17 protein-coding genes are annotated in these 17,911 nt (G+C 64.8%); 8 read left to right on the top strand and 9 right to left on the bottom strand.

Going from position 1 to position 17,911, the window contains the following annotated elements:
* Positions 1–149 precede the first annotated feature (149 nt).
* On the bottom strand, positions 150–1,130 hold the full coding sequence (locus J2X54_RS19230; RefSeq protein WP_310182685.1) for an MBL fold metallo-hydrolase: 981 nt from the start codon (positions 1,128–1,130) through the stop codon (positions 150–152).
* A gap of 182 nt (positions 1,131–1,312) precedes the next feature.
* On the opposite strand from J2X54_RS19230, the gene J2X54_RS19225 reads away from it, so the two are divergent.
* The gene (locus J2X54_RS19225; protein ID WP_310182684.1) at positions 1,313–1,930 is read left to right on the top strand and encodes a 1-acyl-sn-glycerol-3-phosphate acyltransferase; all 618 of its coding nucleotides are present in this window, start codon (positions 1,313–1,315) and stop codon (positions 1,928–1,930) included.
* 346 nt (positions 1,931–2,276) lie between these two features.
* Here J2X54_RS19225 and J2X54_RS19220 read toward each other — a convergent pair whose 3' ends face one another.
* The 8 genes from J2X54_RS19220 to J2X54_RS19185 form a co-directional block, all read right to left on the bottom strand.
* Complete coding sequence (locus J2X54_RS19220; RefSeq protein WP_310182683.1) at positions 2,277–2,837, bottom strand: HupE/UreJ family protein; 561 nt, start codon at positions 2,835–2,837, stop codon at positions 2,277–2,279.
* Positions 2,834–3,481 carry an urease accessory protein UreG gene (ureG, locus tag J2X54_RS19215; protein ID WP_070246547.1) on the bottom strand — a complete coding sequence of 216 codons (648 nt, stop codon included), beginning with the start codon at positions 3,479–3,481 and terminating at the stop codon, positions 2,834–2,836. The genes J2X54_RS19220 and ureG overlap by 4 nt, the downstream gene beginning before the upstream one ends.
* A gap of 23 nt (positions 3,482–3,504) precedes the next feature.
* A complete protein-coding gene (locus tag J2X54_RS19210) occupies positions 3,505–4,185 on the bottom strand; it encodes an urease accessory protein UreF (protein WP_310182682.1) in 681 nt (226 codons plus the stop codon).
* A gap of 160 nt (positions 4,186–4,345) precedes the next feature.
* Positions 4,346–4,855: an urease accessory protein UreE gene (gene ureE, locus J2X54_RS19205; RefSeq protein ID WP_310182681.1), complete on the bottom strand. Its 510-nt coding sequence runs from the start codon at positions 4,853–4,855 to the stop codon at positions 4,346–4,348.
* Positions 4,856–4,875: 20 nt separating this feature from the next.
* Positions 4,876–6,582, bottom strand: a complete 1,707-nt coding sequence (gene ureC / locus J2X54_RS19200) for an urease subunit alpha (RefSeq protein WP_310182680.1) — start codon at positions 6,580–6,582, stop codon at positions 4,876–4,878.
* Positions 6,583–6,593: 11 nt separating this feature from the next.
* Entirely contained in the window at positions 6,594–6,920 is a 327-nt protein-coding gene (locus tag J2X54_RS19195) for an urease subunit beta (protein ID WP_070246543.1), read from the bottom strand.
* A gap of 14 nt (positions 6,921–6,934) precedes the next feature.
* Positions 6,935–7,237, bottom strand: coding sequence for an urease subunit gamma (locus tag J2X54_RS19190; protein ID WP_070246542.1), 303 nt, complete (start codon positions 7,235–7,237; stop codon positions 6,935–6,937).
* Positions 7,238–7,265: 28 nt separating this feature from the next.
* Positions 7,266–8,159: an urease accessory protein UreD gene (locus J2X54_RS19185; protein ID WP_310182678.1), complete on the bottom strand. Its 894-nt coding sequence runs from the start codon at positions 8,157–8,159 to the stop codon at positions 7,266–7,268.
* 286 nt (positions 8,160–8,445) lie between these two features.
* On the opposite strand from J2X54_RS19185, the gene J2X54_RS19180 reads away from it, so the two are divergent.
* Genes J2X54_RS19180 through J2X54_RS19150 form a run of 7 tightly spaced genes read left to right on the top strand, consistent with a single transcriptional unit; the run spans position 8,446 to position 17,811 of the window.
* On the top strand, positions 8,446–10,857 hold the full coding sequence (locus J2X54_RS19180) for a TonB-dependent receptor domain-containing protein (protein WP_310182677.1): 2,412 nt from the start codon (positions 8,446–8,448) through the stop codon (positions 10,855–10,857).
* Positions 10,858–10,881: 24 nt separating this feature from the next.
* Entirely contained in the window at positions 10,882–11,919 is a 1,038-nt protein-coding gene (locus J2X54_RS19175; protein WP_310182676.1) for a LacI family DNA-binding transcriptional regulator, read from the top strand.
* Positions 11,920–11,945: 26 nt separating this feature from the next.
* Positions 11,946–12,719 carry an SDR family oxidoreductase gene (locus tag J2X54_RS19170; RefSeq protein WP_310182675.1) on the top strand — a complete coding sequence of 258 codons (774 nt, stop codon included), beginning with the start codon at positions 11,946–11,948 and terminating at the stop codon, positions 12,717–12,719.
* Positions 12,720–12,739: 20 nt separating this feature from the next.
* Entirely contained in the window at positions 12,740–14,743 is a 2,004-nt protein-coding gene (locus J2X54_RS19165) for a DUF4962 domain-containing protein (protein ID WP_310182674.1), read from the top strand.
* Positions 14,736–15,722: a sugar kinase gene (locus J2X54_RS19160; protein ID WP_310182673.1), complete on the top strand. Its 987-nt coding sequence runs from the start codon at positions 14,736–14,738 to the stop codon at positions 15,720–15,722. Before J2X54_RS19165 ends, J2X54_RS19160 begins: the two co-directional genes overlap by 8 nt.
* A 41-nt stretch (positions 15,723–15,763) precedes the next feature.
* Positions 15,764–17,053, top strand: a complete 1,290-nt coding sequence (locus J2X54_RS19155) for an MFS transporter (RefSeq protein ID WP_310182671.1) — start codon at positions 15,764–15,766, stop codon at positions 17,051–17,053.
* The gene (locus J2X54_RS19150; RefSeq protein WP_310182669.1) at positions 17,050–17,811 is read left to right on the top strand and encodes a GDSL-type esterase/lipase family protein; all 762 of its coding nucleotides are present in this window, start codon (positions 17,050–17,052) and stop codon (positions 17,809–17,811) included. Before J2X54_RS19155 ends, J2X54_RS19150 begins: the two co-directional genes overlap by 4 nt.
* Positions 17,812–17,911 lie beyond the last annotated feature (100 nt).

Below are 17,911 nucleotides of genomic sequence, written 5' to 3'. Positions count from 1 at the left end.
CGAAACCCATGGGGTCGGCCCCCATACGGGCGCTGTTTACCCCCCCGAGACCCATGGGGTCGGACCCCGTACGGGCGCTGTTTACCCCCGAGACCCATGGGGTCGGACCCCGTACGGGGTCCGACCCCAAAGCATTGCGCCGTGCGGGTTTAGCGTGGCTGCGTGTAGCTGACCGGCACGAACTGGTAAGCCTTGCCGCTGGCGCGCACGTGGCCCAGTGCCGGGAACGACAGGTGCGCCGCGCCGACCAGGTAGCCGCCCTTGGCCGCTGCCGCAAACGCCGCGTTGCGCTCCTTGATCGCCACCTTGCTGTCGGTATCGAAGACGATGCCGACGTTCGGATCGTCGAACTGTACCGACTGTACGTGCAGCAGGTCGCCCAGCAACACCAGCTTCTGTCCCTTGCTCTCCACCACGTAACTGATATGCCCCAGCGTATGGCCGCCGTTGAATTGCGACCGGATGCCGGGCACCAGCTCGCCATTGGCGGTAATCGGCTGGAATTTTCCGGCTTTGACGTACGGTGTGAGCGACACCATCGGCCCCTCGAAGGCTGACTTGTCGTCGGGCTTGGCCTGGTCCAGGTTGGCCTGGTTCAGGTAGTAATCGGCATCCTGCTTGCCGGCCCGCACGATGGCGTTCGGAAATACGCGCTGGTCCTTGCTGGCCAGGCCGCCGACGTGGTCGCTGTGCATGTGGGTGATATAGATTTCATCGACCTGGTCCGGCGTATAGCCGGAGGCCTTGAGGCTGGCTGCGAGCTGGCCGGCGGTGGGGCCGAACAGGCCGGCGGCGCCGGTGTCGATCAATACCAGCTTGCTGCCGGTGTTGATCAGGAAGGCATTGACCGAGGTTTGCAGCGGCTCTTTCAGGAACGATTTATCGAGCGCCGCCTTGGTTTTCGCTTCCGGCTGCTTGAGCAGCTTGCTCACCGGCAGGTCGAGCGTGCCGTCGTTGAGCACGGTCACTTCGAAGTCGCCGAGCGTGGTGCGATAGAAACCTGGCGCCTGGAACTTGGCGAACGGTGCTGCAGCCTGGGCTGGCGCCATGGCGCCGGCAAACACGGCGGCGACCGCGGCAGCCAGCAGGGACCGGGACCGGAAGCGGGACGAACGTACGATGTGCGACATGATTTTCCTTATTGTTGGCATTTTGGAACCTGACAGCTTACCGTAACTGCACGCCAACACCTGCCTCAAAAGGATGAATAACTTGCCCCCCATCCGGGGCCAATATAGAATGCGCCGAGTTTTTTGACGAGGAAGATGTCGCCATGTCAAGAGTATAAATAAACCAATACAGGGTGCATGACATGAGCGAATTCGAACTACAGGCAGCGGCGCTGCCAAGGTTGCGTCAGCGCCTGGCGCTGCGCGTACTGAACCTGTTCGGCTGGAAGGTACTGTTCCGCCCCCTGCCGGGCCCGCGTGGCATTTGCGTGATTTATCCGCACACGTCGAACTGGGATTTCCCGATCGGCCTGCTGGGCAAGTGGGCGATGGACCAGCCGTTCCGTTTTCTGGCCAAGGACTCGCTGTTCAAGTCGCCGCTGGGACCGTGGTTCCGCTGGCTCGGTGGCGAGCCGGTCCAGCGCGGCGCGCCGCAAGGCACCATCAAGGCCCAGGCCGAGCGCATGAACGCCGCCGACTATTACTGGGTAGGGATCACGCCCGAAGGCACGCGCGCGTACCGGCCCAACTGGAAGAGCGGCTTTTACCACCTGGCCAGGGAAGCGAAGGTGCCGCTGGTGCTGGTGTTCATGGACTATCCGACCAAGACGCTGAGCCTGGTCGATCACGTGTACCTGACCGGCGACCAGGAGGCCGACATGGCAACGATCCGCGCGGTGCTGGAAGGCCACCAGGGGCTGCACCCGGAGAATGCGGCGCCGATCATCCTCGGCGAGCGGCGCGCGGAGCCACGTAACTGACCCCCCAAGGCCTCTTTCGCCACAACGCATGCCGTACCGCTTGGGGTCGGACCCACAGGGCGCTGTTTACCCGTGAGACCCATGGGGTCGGACCCCGTACGGGCGCTATTTACCCCTGAGACCCATGGGGTCGGACCCTAATGCCGTTAAGTTAAGCTGAAGTTTTAATTTTTTTAGCATCGAAACGTCGTCCCCGCGCAGGCGGGGACCCAATTTGGCGTGCATTTCGACGAATTTCGTAGAACCTGGGTACCCGCCTTCGCGGGTACGACGGGTACGCTGAGCTTAACTTAACGGCATTAGGGTCGGACCCCGTACGGGGTCCGACCCCGGTTGGTATTGCGGGTTAGATTGCTGCAGCGAGCACCATGCCGGTGGCGGCAATTCCCGCGCCGGAAAACTTCACCGCCAGCGCCGGGCCCGCGCGACCCAGCAGGCGCCCGCCGTAGACCAGCAGCGCGCTCGCTGCCAGCAAACCAAATGCCGCCGGCACAGTCGGCAGTTCCAGCCCGTGCGCATTGCCGTGCAGGAAAGCGAACGCGCCCACCATCGCCACGCCCACCGCAGCCGGCAAGCGCGCGGCAAGGGCGATCAGCGCCCCCAGCGCCGCCACCGTCAGCGCGATGCCCAGTTCCAGGCCCGGCAGCGCCATGCCCAGCGCACCAGCCAGCATACCGGCCATCGCCATGCCGACAAATGTCGGCGGCAGCCACTGCCCGGGCGACTGGCGCGCGCTCCACACGCCGACCGCCAGCATCGCCAGCAAGTGGTCGATGCCGGAAAACGGATGCGTAAAGCCATCGAGGAAGCCGTGCGCGTGCGCGCCTGCCTGTGGATGGGCGACGGCGGCGGTGCTTGCCAGCGCCAGCGTCAACGCTGGAACGAGTATCTTGACGGTGCGTTTCATTGGATCTCCTGGGCAAAGTGTGGTGTCTGGCCGAGCAGGCCCTGTTCACGGATAAAGTCGATCACGGCGGTCACGCCGTCGCCGCTGCGCAAATTGGTGAAGATGAACGGCCGGCTGCCGCGCTGTTGCCTGGCGTCGCGCGCCATCACGTCCAGGTCCGCGCCCACGTGCGGCGCCAGGTCGGTCTTGTTGATGATCAGGAGGTCGGAGCGGGTGATGCCGGGGCCGCCCTTGCGCGGGATTTTTTCGCCGCCGGCCACGTCGATCACGTAAATGGTCAGATCGGACAGTTCGGGGCTGAAGGTGGCGGCCAGGTTGTCGCCGCCCGACTCCACCAGGATCAGGTCCAGGTTGGGAAAATCGGCCTGCATGCGGGCGATCGCTTCCAGGTTGATCGAGGCATCCTCGCGGATTGCAGTATGAGGGCAGCCGCCCGTCTCCACGCCCATCAGGCGCTCGGCCGGCAGCGCGTCGGCGCGCAGCAGGATCTCCATGTCTTCCTTGGTGTAGATGTCATTGGTGATGACTGCCATGTCGTAATGATCGCGCATGCCCTTGCACAGCATTTCGCACAGCGCCGTTTTGCCGGAACCGACCGGGCCGCCGATGCCGACGCGCAGGGGATTGGAGGTGATTTGACTCATATCGTTTATCTCGTTTTTAAAATTTATGATCGGTAAAGCCGGCTGTATTGGACCTCGTGCTGCATCGACAGCAGCGACAGGCCGGGCGCCCAGTTGCACATGGCGTCATCCTGCACGGTTTGCGCGTAGCGGGCAGCCGTCTCGATATCGTCCCGCAAGGACAGCAGCATGCGCTGCCCCGCCACCTGCCCCAGCGGCACCGATTTGACGCACACCAGTACCTGGTTTTCGGCCCACGCGAACAGCATGGCCAGGAGCGCCGCGTCGTGCGGAATCTTCAGCGCCGCCACCGCGCAGGCGAATGCCGTTGGCAGCGCCACTTCGGGCTCGCGCTGCAGGCGGGCTTTCGCTTCGGCGTCGAGGATATCGAGTTCGGCCAGCAGCTTGGTGAGCGAGTAGCCCATCTGGATGGTTTCGGCGCGAAACTCCGCGCTGTCGCGCGAGGCGATGAAACGCTCGCTCCAGTCGTCCACGCCCTGCCAGTCGCGGTTGGTCCATGCCTGCATCAGGCGCCAGGCAATCGGCGCCTCCCACTGCGCCACCACTTCGTGCAGGTGCCGCAAAATCCAGGCACGCGCGGTGGGGGCGTTGTGGACCGTGCCGTTTTCCAGCACCGCTTCGAGGCCTTGCGAGTAGCTGTAGGCGCCGATCGGTAACGCGGGGCTGGCGAATTGCAGGAGGTTGAGCAGTGCTGACGCTTGCATTATTTGGCCGCCTTCAGATCCGTCGTCCTCGCGCAAGCGGGGACCCATAGACCGCGTGCATTCCGGCTCAGCATGGATCCCCGCGTTCGCGAGGATGACGGATCTGCGGTCCGCATGTCAATTGGATTCCCTTTGATGCAGGACGACGGATTTGGGGCTGTCAATTGGCGTCACCAGGGCGATGGATTTTTTGACGCACCGGTATCGGCGCCAGCGGATGGTTGTCGTGGTGATGTCCATGGCCGCCACCATAGGCGCCCGACTCCGGCTCGAACGCAGCCATCTCTTCGACCACCGCCGCGCCCAGCCCCGCCAGCATCTCCTTCAGCACTGCATCCGCCCGGATGCGCAGGAAGCCGTCGCCCACCTGGGCCTGGGTGTGGCGGTTACCGAGGTGGAAAGCACAGCGCAACAGCGTGTGGGCATCCACACAGGTGACCTTGTAGGTCGGCTCAAAGGCCGCCACCACCGCGATCACGCGTCGGTCTTCGCCGGTGAGCAGGTCGCCGTCGCGCAGCACGGTGCCGCGCGAGGTGAACACGGCCACGTCCTCACCGTTGTCGAGCGTGGCGCGCAGCCGGCATTTTTCGCGCAGTTCGTACGGCAGCACCAGCCGGGCTGCAATGGGGCCGGCTTCGGCCGCTGAAATTTTGGTATGGAAAGTGAACATATCGCTTACTTGGAACAGGATTAGAACAGGAAGTAACGCTGCGCCATCGGCAGCACGCTGGCCGCTTCGCAGACCAGCAGTTCGCCATTGGCGCGCACTTCGTAGGTTTCGGGGTTGACGTCCATTTTTGGCGCCAGGTCGTTGTGGATCATGTCGGACTTGCGCAGCGCGCGCATATTCTTCGCCACGATCAGCGTTTTATTGAGCTTGAGCCGTTCGCCGATGCCGTCGTCGAACGCCGACTGCGAGACAAACGTAAACGACTTTTTCAGGCCGCCGCCAAAGGCGCCGAACATCATCCGGTAGTGCACCGGCTGCGGCGTCGGAATCGAGGCGTTCGGGTCGCCCATCGGCGCGGCGGCGATCATGCCGCCCTTGATGATGGTCGATGGCTTGACGCCGAAGAACGCCGGCTTCCACAGCACCAGGTCGGCGATCTTGCCCACTTCGACCGAGCCCACTGCATGCGCGATACCGTGGGTGATGGCCGGGTTGATCGTGTACTTGGCGACGTAGCGCTTGACGCGGAAGTTGTCGTTGTCGGACGAGTCCTGCGGCAGCGAGCCGCGCTGCACTTTCATCTTGTGCGCGGTCTGCCAGGTGCGCAGCACCACTTCGCCCACCCGGCCCATGGCCTGCGAGTCGGACGACATCATCGAGATGGCGCCGATGTCGTGCAGGATGTCTTCGGCGGCGATGGTCTCGCGGCGGATGCGCGATTCGGCAAAGGCCACGTCTTCCACGATGGCCGGGTCGAGGTGGTGGCACACCATCAGCATGTCGAGGTGTTCGTCGAGCGTGTTGACGGTAAACGGCCGGGTGGGATTGGTGGAAGATGGCAGCACGTTCGATTCGCCCACGGCCGCGATGATGTCGGGCGCGTGGCCGCCGCCCGCCCCTTCGGTGTGGAAGGTGTGGATGGTGCGGTCCTTGAAGGCGGCGATGGTGTCGGCCAGGTAGCCGCCTTCGTTGAGTGTGTCGCTGTGAATCGCCACCTGCACGTCCATCTCGTCGGCTACCGTCAGGCAGTTGTCGATGGCGGCCGGGGTGCTGCCCCAGTCCTCGTGCAGTTTCAATCCGATGGCGCCGGCGCGTACCTGCTCTTCCAGTGGCGCGGGGAGGCTTACATTGCCCTTGCCGAGAAAACCGAGGTTCATCGGGAAGGCGTCGGCCGCCTGCAGCATCGAGTGCAAATGCCACGGTCCCGGCGTGCAGGTGGTGGCCGAGGTGCCGGCCGAGGGCCCGGTGCCGCCGCCGATCATGGTGGTCACGCCGCTCATCAGGGCTTCTTCGATCTGCTGCGGGCAGATGAAGTGGATGTGGGTGTCGACGCCGCCGGCGGTGACGATCTTGCCTTCGCCGGCGATGATCTCGGTGGCGGCCGCGATGATCATGTCCACGCCGGGCTGGATGTCAGGGTTGCCGGCCTTGCCGATGGCGGCGATCATGCCGTCGCGCAGGCCGATGTCGGCCTTGACGATGCCCCAGTGGTCGACGATGACAGCATTGGTGATCACGGTATCCATCACCAGCGGGTCGGTGCGGCAGCGCTGCGACTGGCCCATGCCGTCGCGGATCACCTTGCCGCCGCCAAATTTCACTTCTTCGCCGTAGATGGCGTAGTCTCTTTCGATTTCGATAAACAGTTCGGTGTCGGCCAGGCGGATACGGTCACCAGTGGTGGGACCGAACATCTCCGAATAAGCGCGGCGCGAGATTGTAGCCATGTCTGCCTTTTTTATTTTTTAGGGGGATTTGGATCGAGTTTTCCCATGACTTTGCCGCTGAAGCCATAGACTTCCATGTCGCCCGACAGCGTGACCAGTTCCACCGTGCGCTGCTGGCCCGGTTCGAAGCGGACGGCGGTGCCGGCGGCGATGTTGAGGCGCTTGCCGTAAGCCTTCCAGCGCTCGAACTTGAGCTCCGTGTTCACTTCGAAAAAGTGGAAGTGCGAGCCGATCTGCACCGGGCGGTCGCCCTGGTTGGTCACCACCACGGTGGCGGTCTCGCGGCCTTCATTGAGACCGATCTCGCCGTCCTTGAGTCGATATTCACCGGGAATCATCGCGATCTCCTCGTTCAGGGTATGGGATTGTGGACGGTGACAAGCTTGCTGCCGTCGGGGAAAGTGGCTTCGACCTGGATGTCCGGGATCATCTCGGGGATGCCCTCCATGACATCCTGGCGCGACAAAATGGTCTGCCCCTCGGACATCAGCTGTGCCACGGTCTTGCCATCGCGCGCGCCTTCCATGATGGCGCAGGTGATCAGCGCCACCGCTTCCGGGTAATTGAGTTTCAGGCCGCGCGCGAGGCGCCGTTCGGCCACGATGCCGGCGGTGAAGATCAGCAGCTTGTCTTTTTCTCTTGGTGTCAGTTCCATGTGCTTCCAGTCATATTCGTATTCTTGTTCAGGTCTGCCAGATGCGCGGCGTGATGGCTGCGCGATCGAGCAGTTGCGGGCGCACGCGACGCCACACGGCCAGCATCAGGCGGCGCGCGGTCTCGCTGTCGTCGCCCAGGTGGCGCGCCACCAGCACGCCCCTGGTATGGGTAACGCCGAACCGATGCCCGCCGTTGACCGCACCGTCGGCCGTGATGTCGGCGCGGATGTCGGCCAGCAGTTGATTCATCTGCGCCGCCGGCAGCGCCTTGCCCGCCGCGATCAGCGTGGCGCACACGGTATGGCCACCGAGCGCCAGCGGGCTATCGAGCTGCCCGCCGAGCATGGCGCCCTGCTCCCACCACAGCAGCTTGCCCTCGCGACGGATGCTGCTGCGCTGGGTGATGGTGCCGGTCTCGAACACCTCGCCCGAACCGCGCCGGCCCATGCACAGGATCTCGCAGCCGATGTAGGTGGCGCCAAGCGCCAGCTCCACGTGCTGGTCGAGGGTCACGTCGGCGGTGTCGAAGAAGATGGTCTCCTGCGGCAGCCACTCGAGCGCCGCGTCCTGGTTGACGTGCAGGTGCACGGTCTGGCGTGAGCGCTTGCCGTTGGCCTGGTACCACTTGGCAGCGCCGGGCGTGGTGATGCACGCGTGCGCGCGGTCGCCCACGCCGATATCGATGGCCAGCTGGTCGCCGCCCACCACCCCGCCCGGCGGATGGACCACGATGGCGTGGCAGACTTTTGCGTCTTCCGGGTACAGCGCCTTCTGGACGCGCAGCGGACCGTGGTGGCGGTTGTTGTACAGGCGCGTGGTACCGCCATCGTCCGCAAAGCCGAGCGTGAGGCTGGCCTGCCAGGCGCCGGCTTGGCTGGCTGGCCTGGTGAGACGTTCGCTCGGTGCGGTGCAATCTGGCATGAGGGTTTCATCGACAAATAATGTCGTGTCGTATGCAAACGGCGTGCCAGCGAGCGACAAACATTCGTAGCGGTTTTAGACACGCCACGCACCATTAAGGTGCGTCCGCACCAATGTGGCGCAATTCTCACGCTAAAAAATAAATATTGACATCGAAATCGATTCCTATATGCTTACTAAATCGTTGCACTAAATCGATTTAGTAAGGCTCAGACCGAACGGATCGTCCATCTGGTGCATCGATGCAGTCAGAGCGCACTTATAAAAACCACAACGGAGACAACCGATGGTCACAACGCATTCCGGCAGCCAGCTGCCGCGCTATCCCAACATGAAGCCCATGGCTGCCGCCCTGGCGCTGCTGCAACTGTCGTCCATCACGCAGGCCCATGAGGCCGCCCAGGCTGCTGCGCCGCAGCTGGAACAGGTGGTCGTGTCGGCCAACCGCCGCATCGAAAAGCTCGAAGACGTGCCGCAATCGATCTCGGTGCTCACCGGCGAAGCGCTGGAGCGCAACAACGTGCGCGAGTTCGACGACATCGTCAATCTGTCCCCTGCCCTGACCATTTCGACCGGCACCCAGGTGGGCACCAACAGCATCAATATGCGCGGCATCGGCACCACGTCCAACAACATCGGCATCGAGGGCGATGTGGCCGTGATCGTCGACGACATGCCGTACGCCCAGGCGCAGCAGGCCTTCCGCGACCAGTCCGACGTGGCGCGTGTCGAGGTGCTCAAGGGCCCGCAAAGCACCATGTTCGGCAAGAGCGCGATTGCCGGCGCGGTGGTGATCACCACCAAACCGATCGGCGCCGGTCCGATGAAGGGCAAGCTCTCGCTGTTTCGCAGCAGCGACGACGAGTACCGGGTGCAGACGTCCGTGAGCGGACGCATGTCCGATACCGTCGGTGTGCGCCTGTTCGCCAGCAAGACCAATTTCCCTGGCCTGCTCTACAACCTCACCACCGACAGCATGCAGAACGGCTCCGGCGGCAAGACCTTCTTCGCCAAGGTGCAGTGGCAGGTCACGCCGGACCTCGACGTGCAGCTGGCGCCGCGCTACGACCACACGCTGCGCACCGGGAACACCGCCGCGATCAATTCGATCGGACCAGGCGTCGGCTACCTGTACAACAAGAACTACAAGGCGCTGTCGAACACCGAGGTGCTGCGCGGCATTAACGTTTCGCAGTTCAACACCACCATCCGCAACGACTCGCCCACCGGGCTGGAAGCGACCGATCGCGGCATCGGCGTGCGGGTGAACTACCTGTTCCCGGACAGCTCACCGATGGCTGGCCATGCGCTCACCTCGATCACGTCGGTGGACAACAACAAGTCCAACGACTTCCGCGACAACGACAATATCGACCTGGTATCCACGTTCTACCAGCTCGACCACTTCGGCAAACCGTCGGGCATCAACGAGCGGCCCGAGATCAACGGCACCATGGACACCAAGATGACCAGCCAGGAGTTTCGCCTGACGTCGCCGGACAGCGGCAATTTCCGCTACCTGGCCGGCCTGTGGATCGCCCGCACCAGCATCGACCGTACCTACCGGCGCGGCAATCCGTTCGTCAAGGAGACCAGCTGGACCAACTACGAGACCTCGTCGTCGGTGCTCAACCGCGCGCTGTATTTCAACGGCAGCTGGGACTTCGTGCCCAAACATACGCTCACCGGCGGCGTGCGCCTCACGCGTGAATCGAACGACTACATGTTCCACACCATCGACAGCCTGCTGTCGTCGGCGCCGAACAATGTGCACACCGGCGAGAACTACTACAACGCGCCCAAGCACCACGAAAACTACGTGACCGGCAAGCTCGGTTACGGCTACAAGCTCACGCCCAACACCATGGTGTACGGCACCGCCTCCACCGGCACCAAGGGCGTCGCTTACGACATGACCAGTGGCGCCAACAACGTCAACGTCTTCAAGCGCCTGCCGCTGGCGCCCGAGGAAGCCACCAGCTACGAAGCCGGCTTCAAGGCCAACCTGTGGAACAACCGCGCCACGCTCAACCTGGCCGTATTCAAGACCCGCTTCCGCGACTACCAGACGTCGGCCACCGAGCGCTTCTCGGACGGCAGCCAGGCCAGCGTGTTGTACAGCATTCCAAAGATCCAGACCCAGGGTTTCGAGGCCGACGCCTCGGCCCTGCTCACGCGCGACTTCCTGCTGTCGGCCAACCTCGCCTTTACCCGCGCCACGGTAGTGAACTGGCGCCAGGGCCCCTGCTACAGCGGCGCCAAGGATTGCACCGTGCCCAACGAACTGGTGCCGGGCGCTTTCCTGCGCGACGCCAGCGGCGGCCTGATGCCCAACTCGCCCAAGTGGAAAACCAATGTCGGCGGCGAGTACACGCTGCCGATCAAAAGCTTCAAGACTGCGATCAACGCCAACGTGCGCGCGCAGTCCAAGGTGCAGGGCGCGATCAGCCAGGACCCGAGCCTGAAACGGCCCGGCCATGCTATCGTTGACCTGGGCGCCTCGATCGCCGGCCGCAGTGGAAAATACAAGCTGTCGGTCGGTATCAAGAACCTGTTCGACCACCACTACTCGGTGGGCAACGGCGGCAGCTTCCTGAACTTCAAGCAGACGTCGGGCCCCGATATACGCTCGTATGGCTGGCAGCCAGCGCGCGACGCATTCCGCTATTACACCGCCCGGCTGGACGTCAATTTCTGACCAGCCGCTCAACTCAAGGACACCATGAGCGAACCAAAAATTCAGGATGTCGCGCGCCTGGCGGGGGTTTCCCCGTCCAGCATCTCGAATTTCCTCAACAACCGCATGGGCCAGATGCGGCCGGACACGCAGGCCAAGATCCAGCAGGCCATCGAGCAGCTGGGCTACCGGCCCAACAACGCCGCGCGCCAGCTCAAGACCGGCGTGGCCTCGATGGTCGGCCTGCTGGTGCCGTCGCTGGCCAACCAGTTCTTCGGTGCGCTGGCGTGCGCCGTGGAGGCGGCCGCCGCCCGCCACCACTGCCACGTGATGACCTTCAGCACCTTCCGCGATCCCGAGCGCGAACGCGGCGTGATGGCCGACCTGCTGGCGTACGGGGTGAAAGGCATCATCACCGGCTCGGCACTCAGCGATACCGAGCACCTGGCGGCGATCACCTCGCGCTGCCCGGTGGTCGCCTTCGACATCAAGCGCGACCAGGATTCGGACCAGCGCATCGCCACCGTCTCGATGGACAACGCCGCCGCCACCACGCTGGCGGTGGAACACCTGGCCATGCTGGGCCACCGCGCCATCGCGCTGGTGACGCCGCCGCCGTACACGCTGAACCGCCAGGAGCGTATCCGCGGTTTCCAGCAGGCGGCCGCCGCCGCCGGCATCGTCGGTGAGCTGATCATTGCCGACGCCACCGACGGTCCCACCGACCTGCACGGCGACACCCGGCTGTTCGAACTTGGCCGCAGCGCGGCGTCGCGCATCGTCACGTCGTCGGCGCGGCCCACGGCGGCGATTGCGATCAACGACATGATGGCCATCGGCGTGGGCGTAGGCCTGAAACAAATGGGACGGCGCATTCCGGCCGATATCTCGCTGATCGGCATCGACGATATTTTCTTCTGCGCCGCACACGATCCGCCATTGACCACGCTGCGCCAGCCGATCCAGGCCATGGCCGACGCCGCGCTGCAACGCATCCTGACGCCGGACGAACCCGCTGACGGCGCGCTGTTCGCGCCCGAGCTGATCGTCCGTTCATCCACCGCCACACCACCGCAATCCTGACCTTGCATATCTATACGGAGACAAACATGGAACTCAAGCAAAGCACTGAACTCACCGGCAAAAAAGCCCTCGTCATGGGCGGCGCCTCGGGCATCGGCAAGGCCACGTCGCTGGCACTGGCCGCCGCCGGCGCCGACGTGGTCCTCACCTACTGGAGCAGCGCAGAAGAAGCCGAGCAGGTGGTCACGCAAATCCGCACCCTGGGCCGCCAGGCCCACGCCATCCGCGCCGACGTTGCCGATGCCGACGTGGCCGAACAGGTATTTGCCCAGGCGGAGCACGCCATTGGCGAGATCGACACCCTGTTCGCCAACATCGGTGGCCTGATCCAGCGCTGCCGCGTGGTCGACATGCCGCTGTCGTTGTGGAACGAGTCGATGAACCTCAACCTCACCAGCACCTTCTTGATCTGCCAGGCCGCGCTCAAGCGCATGGAGCCGCGCGGTCGCGGCACCATCGTCACCATGTCGTCGCTGGCCGCCTTCGACGGCGGCGGCCCCGGTTCGTCGCACTACGCGGCATCGAAGGCAGCGGTGGCCACGTTCACCCGCGCGCTGGCCAAGGAAGTAGGCCCGCTGGGCATCCGCGTCAACGGCGTGGCGCCGGGCCTGATCGCCACCCGCTTCCACGATACCTTCAATACGCCCGCCAACCGCCTGGCGATCGCCGAGCGCACGCCGGCCAAGCGCGAAGGCCAGCCGGCAGACGTCGCCAACGTGGTGGTGTTCCTGGCGTCGGAACGCGCCGCCTTCCTGGCCGGCGAAATCATCCAGGTCAACGGCGGCCTCGCACTCTACTAAGCGACTAACCAGGAACCCCCATGAATCCATCGATCACACGACGCCGTTTTCTGGGCGCCGCAGCCCTTGCTTTGCCCGTGCTTTCGTCGGGCCAGCTGATGGCGCAAGATGCGCGCGAAGCGCTGGGCCCCAAGCAGGGCAAGGCCAAGGGCGGCCCGCACCCGCTGCAGGCGCTGATGCAGGCCAGGCCGGCGCCGCTGCGCGCCGAACTGCGCGGCGTGCATCCACGCGTATTCATCACCAGCGCCGGCCTGGCCGACCTCAAACAACGGGCCACTACCACCCATAAAGCCGAATGGCAGCAGGCCCTGGCCGGCCTGGTAGCGATGAAGCAGGACCCGGCGCCCTCGCCTGCGCAAAAGCGCCGCGCCCAGAACACGGTGGCCATCGGCATCGCCGGCGCCGCCATGGCGTACCGCATCGAGGGCGACGAGCGTTACCTGGCCGCTGCCCGCAAGTACATGGAAGCGGCGGTCAGCTACCCGGTCTGGGGCTACACCTACAGCAAGCCGAACGTGGACCTGGCCGCCGGCCACCTGCTCTACGGCCTGGGCATGGGCTACGATCTGCTGTTCGACGTGCTGACCGAAGACGAGCGCAAACGCTACCGCGACAAGCTGGCGCACCAGGCGCGCCTGCTCGCTGCACACTTCGCGCCCAAGCCGGGCAAGACCTTTTCGTACAGCCAGAACCACTGCTTCATCCCGATCGCCGGCCTGGCCATTGCCGCGTACGCGATCTGGGACGAAGTGCCGGAAGCTGCCACCTGGGCTGCGCAGTCGCGGGCAATCTTCTCGCGCGTGCTGGACGTGGCCTCGCCCGACGGCTATTTCTACGAAGGCGTGGAATACTGGGTGTTCTCGATGCCGTGGATTATCCACGCGCTCGACGCCTTTGCCCACGCCGCCGGCGACGACCTGTACGACCACCCGGCGCTGCAAAAAGCCCACCTGTACATGGCCCACTCGCTCACGCCCAATGGCCAGGACATCTTCGACTTCGGCGATGCCTTCGAGGGACCGCTCACGCGCTCGCGCCACGGCGACGAGGCGGCGCGCACCCACCCGAACGGCAAGCTGCATTCCAACTACAACCTGATCTACCGCCTCGCTGCGCGCTTCAAGAGCGCCGAAGCGCAGGGCGTGGCGGACTGGATGAAGTCCCTGGGCCACGTGTGCGCGGAAGACTTCTGGACCCTGCAATGGCGCGACGCGTCGATTACGCCCGCACCGATCACGGCGCTGGCGCCGCACCACCACTTCGACGACCTGGGCACCGTGTACTGGCGCAGCGACTGGACCGACAAGGCCACCGCGTTCGCCTTCCGCGCGGGCCCGCCCGAGGGTCACCACGCAGCCACCTTGTTCGACAAGCTGCCCGACTGGCACCTGTCGATGGGCCACTCGCACCCGGACGCCGGCAGCTTTATCCTGTACGCCAACGGCACCTATTTATCGGGCCCGATGGGATACGCAGGCATCCCGCGCAGCAACCTCAGTAACACGGTGCTGATCGACGGCCAGGGCCAGGCCAACGAAGGCCATGGCCACGATGCGTTTGCCGACTACCCGTATGCGCGGCTCGACACGATCCGCCTCACCACCGTCAACCTGGCGGCCGACCGCGCCGAAATCGTGGCCGACCTCACCGGCGCGTTCCGGCAGGAGCTGGGCGTGGACAAGCTGGAACGCCGTTTTACGTACGAAGACGGCGCCTGGACCACGACCGACCGCCTGCGCGCATCGCGCCCGGTGGTGCTCACCGCGCAGGTGCACGGCGACACGACGATTGCATCCAGAGGCCAGCAGCGCTATCTTGTAGCCGGCAAACCAGCCGCGCTGCAAGTGGACATCAAGACCGCCGGCGCCAAGGCAGTCGTCGAAAAAGGTGTGGTGACCGCTGCCGGCCCGCCGGGCAACGTGGACAAGGGCCCGCGCGAGGAGCGCGGCTCCGTGCTGCGCATCTCGATGCCGGCTGCGCGCGAAACGTCAATCATCACCACCATGAGGCCTGTTAATGGATGAACGCAAGGATGAACGCAAGGACGAACATAAGCCCGATGTAGTCACCATAGGCGAGGCGATGGCCCTGTTCATCGCCCGCGAAGCAAAACCGTTGGCTGACGTGCGCGACTTCGAGCGCGCCACCGCCGGCGCCGAACTCAATGTATCGGTCGGCCTGTCGCGGCTCGGCTTTCGCGTGGGCTACCTGTCCGCGCTGGGCAACGACAGCCTGGGCGCCAACCTGCTTGCCTTCATGGACGCCGAAGGCATCGACCGCAGCCACGTGCGCATCGACCACGACTACCCCACCGGCTTCATGCTCAAGGCCATGACCGACGACGGCAGCGACCCGCAAGTGGAATACTTCCGGCGCGGTTCGGCCGCCAGCCGGCTGTCACCGGCCGACCTGCGTGAGCCCGATCCTTGGCGCGAGGCGCGCCTGCTGCACGTGACCGGCATCTCGCCGGCGCTGTCGAACGGCTGCCGCGAACTGGTGTTCGCCATGGCGCGCCAGGCCCGCGCGGCTGGCCGCCTGGTCACGTTCGACCCCAACCTGCGACCGCGCCTGTGGCCGTCCGAAGCGGCGATGGTCGACATCATCAACGAACTGGCGGGACTTAGCGACGTGGTGATGCCGGGCCTGTCCGAGGGCAAGCTGCTCACCGGCCGCGCTGACGCCGCCGGCATCGCCGACTTTTACCTGGAGCGCGGCGCGCGCCAGGTGGTGGTCAAGCTGGGGCCGGACGGCGCCTACTACGCCGACGGCGCCAACCGGGGCACGGTACCCGGCCAGCCGGTGGCAAAGGTGGTGGACACGGTGGGCGCCGGCGACGGCTTCGCGGTGGGCGTGTTGAGCGCCCTGCTCGAGGGTCTTTCGCTGCGCGACGCCGCCGCGCGCGGCAACGCCATCGGTGCGCGCCAGGTGCAGTTCCGTGGCGACTGCGACGGCCTGCCCACGCGCGAGGAGCTGGCCGAGGCCATGGCGCCGCCTGCGCCATGAGCCACCATCGCCCGTAAATAAACCAATAAGGAGACAAGGGCATGACAACCAAAAAAGGGCTGCGCTGGCTGGTGATCACACTGGTCGCCGCCGCCACCATCATCAATTACATCGACCGCTCGGCGCTGGCGGTCATGTGGCCCGGCATCGCCGCCGAGCTGGGGCTGGACAAGCGCGACTACGCCAACATCATCACGGTGTTCCTGATCGGTTACGCGATCGGCCAGTCGCTGTTCGGCAAAATTTTCGACGCGCTCGGCACCCGCATCGGCTTCCTGCTGTCGATCGTGGTGTGGTCGGTGTCGATCGGCCTGCACTTCGTCGCCCGCAGCGCCTTGTCGTTCGCTCTGTTCCGCGCTTTGCTCGGCGTGGGCGAGGCTGGCAACTGGCCCGGCGCCACCAAGGCGATTGCCGAATGGTTTCCGGTACGCGAACGGGCGCTGGGCCAGGGCATCTTCGGCGCGGGCGCCTCGGTCGGCTCGATCATCGCGCCGCCGCTGGTCGCCTTTCTGTATGCGTACGTGGGCTGGAAAACCACGTTCATCCTGATCGGCGCACTCGGCTTCATCTGGATCGTGCCGTGGCTGATCGTGTACAAATCCGGCCCCGACTCGCATCCATGGATTACCGCCGACGAACGCGCCTACATCCTCGGCGGCCAGAAGACCACGCAAGCGGTCGCAGACGAATATGTACCGACCATGGGCGAACTGCTGCGCCACCGCCAGAGCTGGGGCGTGATCGCTGCACGCTTTTTCATCGATCCCGTATGGTGGCTGTTCGTGGGCTGGCTGCCGCTGTACCTGAACGAAAAATTCGGCTTCGACGTCAAGCAGATCGGTCTGTTCGGCTGGGTGCCGTACGTGGGCGCCGGCATCGGCGCCTTGGCCGGGGGCTGGTTTTGCGGTCGCCTGCTGGCGCGCGGCTGGTCGGTCAACCGCGCCCGCAAATTCGTCATCGCCCTCGGCTTGATCGTGATGTTCCCGGCCCTGCTGCTCACCGCCATAGCAGCCACGCCGCTGGCCGCCGTGCTGTCGATTGCCGTGATCCTGTTCGGCTTCCAGGCGGCGATCACCAATATCCAGACCCTGCCCAGCGACTTCTTTTCGGGCCGCACGGTCGGTTCGCTGGCCGGTGTCAGTGGTACGGCTGCCGTGCTGGGCGTGATCGGCTGCATGCAGCTGGTGCCGGTGCTCACCGCTGGCGGCAACTACACGCTGTTCTTTGTCCTCGGCGCCGCGCTGGTGCCGCTGGTGTACCTGTCGATCTGGCTCGGCGGCGCCGTCGAACCGGTGCGCCCTCACGCCATCCAAGTTAAGGAGACTCCATGATGTCACCCATTTTCCGTACCCTGCTGCTCACGGCGGCCCTGCTGGCCAACCCGGCGTTTGCGCAAACCAATCCGCACGAAAGCGCCTCCATTGCCTCGCCCAAGAAGGACGACGGCAAGTTCCTCAAGAAGCACGAGATCAACCTGGCGCGCGCCAAAAGCGGGCCGGTGGGCCTGCTGTTCCTCGGTGACTCGATCACCGACAACTGGCGCAAGGCGCCCGAGATCTGGGATAAATACTATGGCAAGTACCAGCCGGCCAACTTCGGCATCGGCGGCGACCGCACCCAGCACGTGATCTGGCGCATCGAGCACGGCGAGCTCGATGGCATCGCGCCCAAGGTCACGGTGCTCATGATCGGCACCAACAACAGCCTCGATTACAGCGCGGCCGATATCGCGGCAGCCAATCGCAAGATCGTCGACATGGTGCGCGCCAGGCTGCCGGGCACCAAGGTGCTGCTGCTGGGCGTGTTCCCGCGCGGACCGCGGGACCGCTTTGGCGGCCCGGTGACGCCGGCCTTTGTGGCCGAAGCGGCAAAGCGCATGGACACCATCCGCGCCGTCAACAAGGAACTGGCGCAGCTGGACGACGGCAAGACGGTGCGCTTCCTCGATATCACCGGCGTGTTCCTCGACCAGGACGGCAAGATTCCGGACGCGGTGATGCCCGACCAGCTGCACCCCAACGCCGCCGGCTACCAGCTGTGGGCCGATGCGATGCAGCCGCTGCTGGAGCAGATGATGACCGCGCCGTAACGGCATTCTTGCGCCGCCGTCAAAACAGCTTTGCCCGCGCGCGTCTTGGTGTGCGTGATGATCGCTCCCATACTTGGTGCTTCACCTCATTCAACGGGAG

Source organism: Duganella sp. 3397, assembly GCF_031456625.1.
Taxonomy (GTDB): domain Bacteria; phylum Pseudomonadota; class Gammaproteobacteria; order Burkholderiales; family Burkholderiaceae_D; genus Rugamonas; species Rugamonas phyllosphaerae.
The sequence above is the reverse complement of the archived record's forward strand: the minus strand, read 5'-3'. Positions and strand labels throughout refer to the sequence as shown.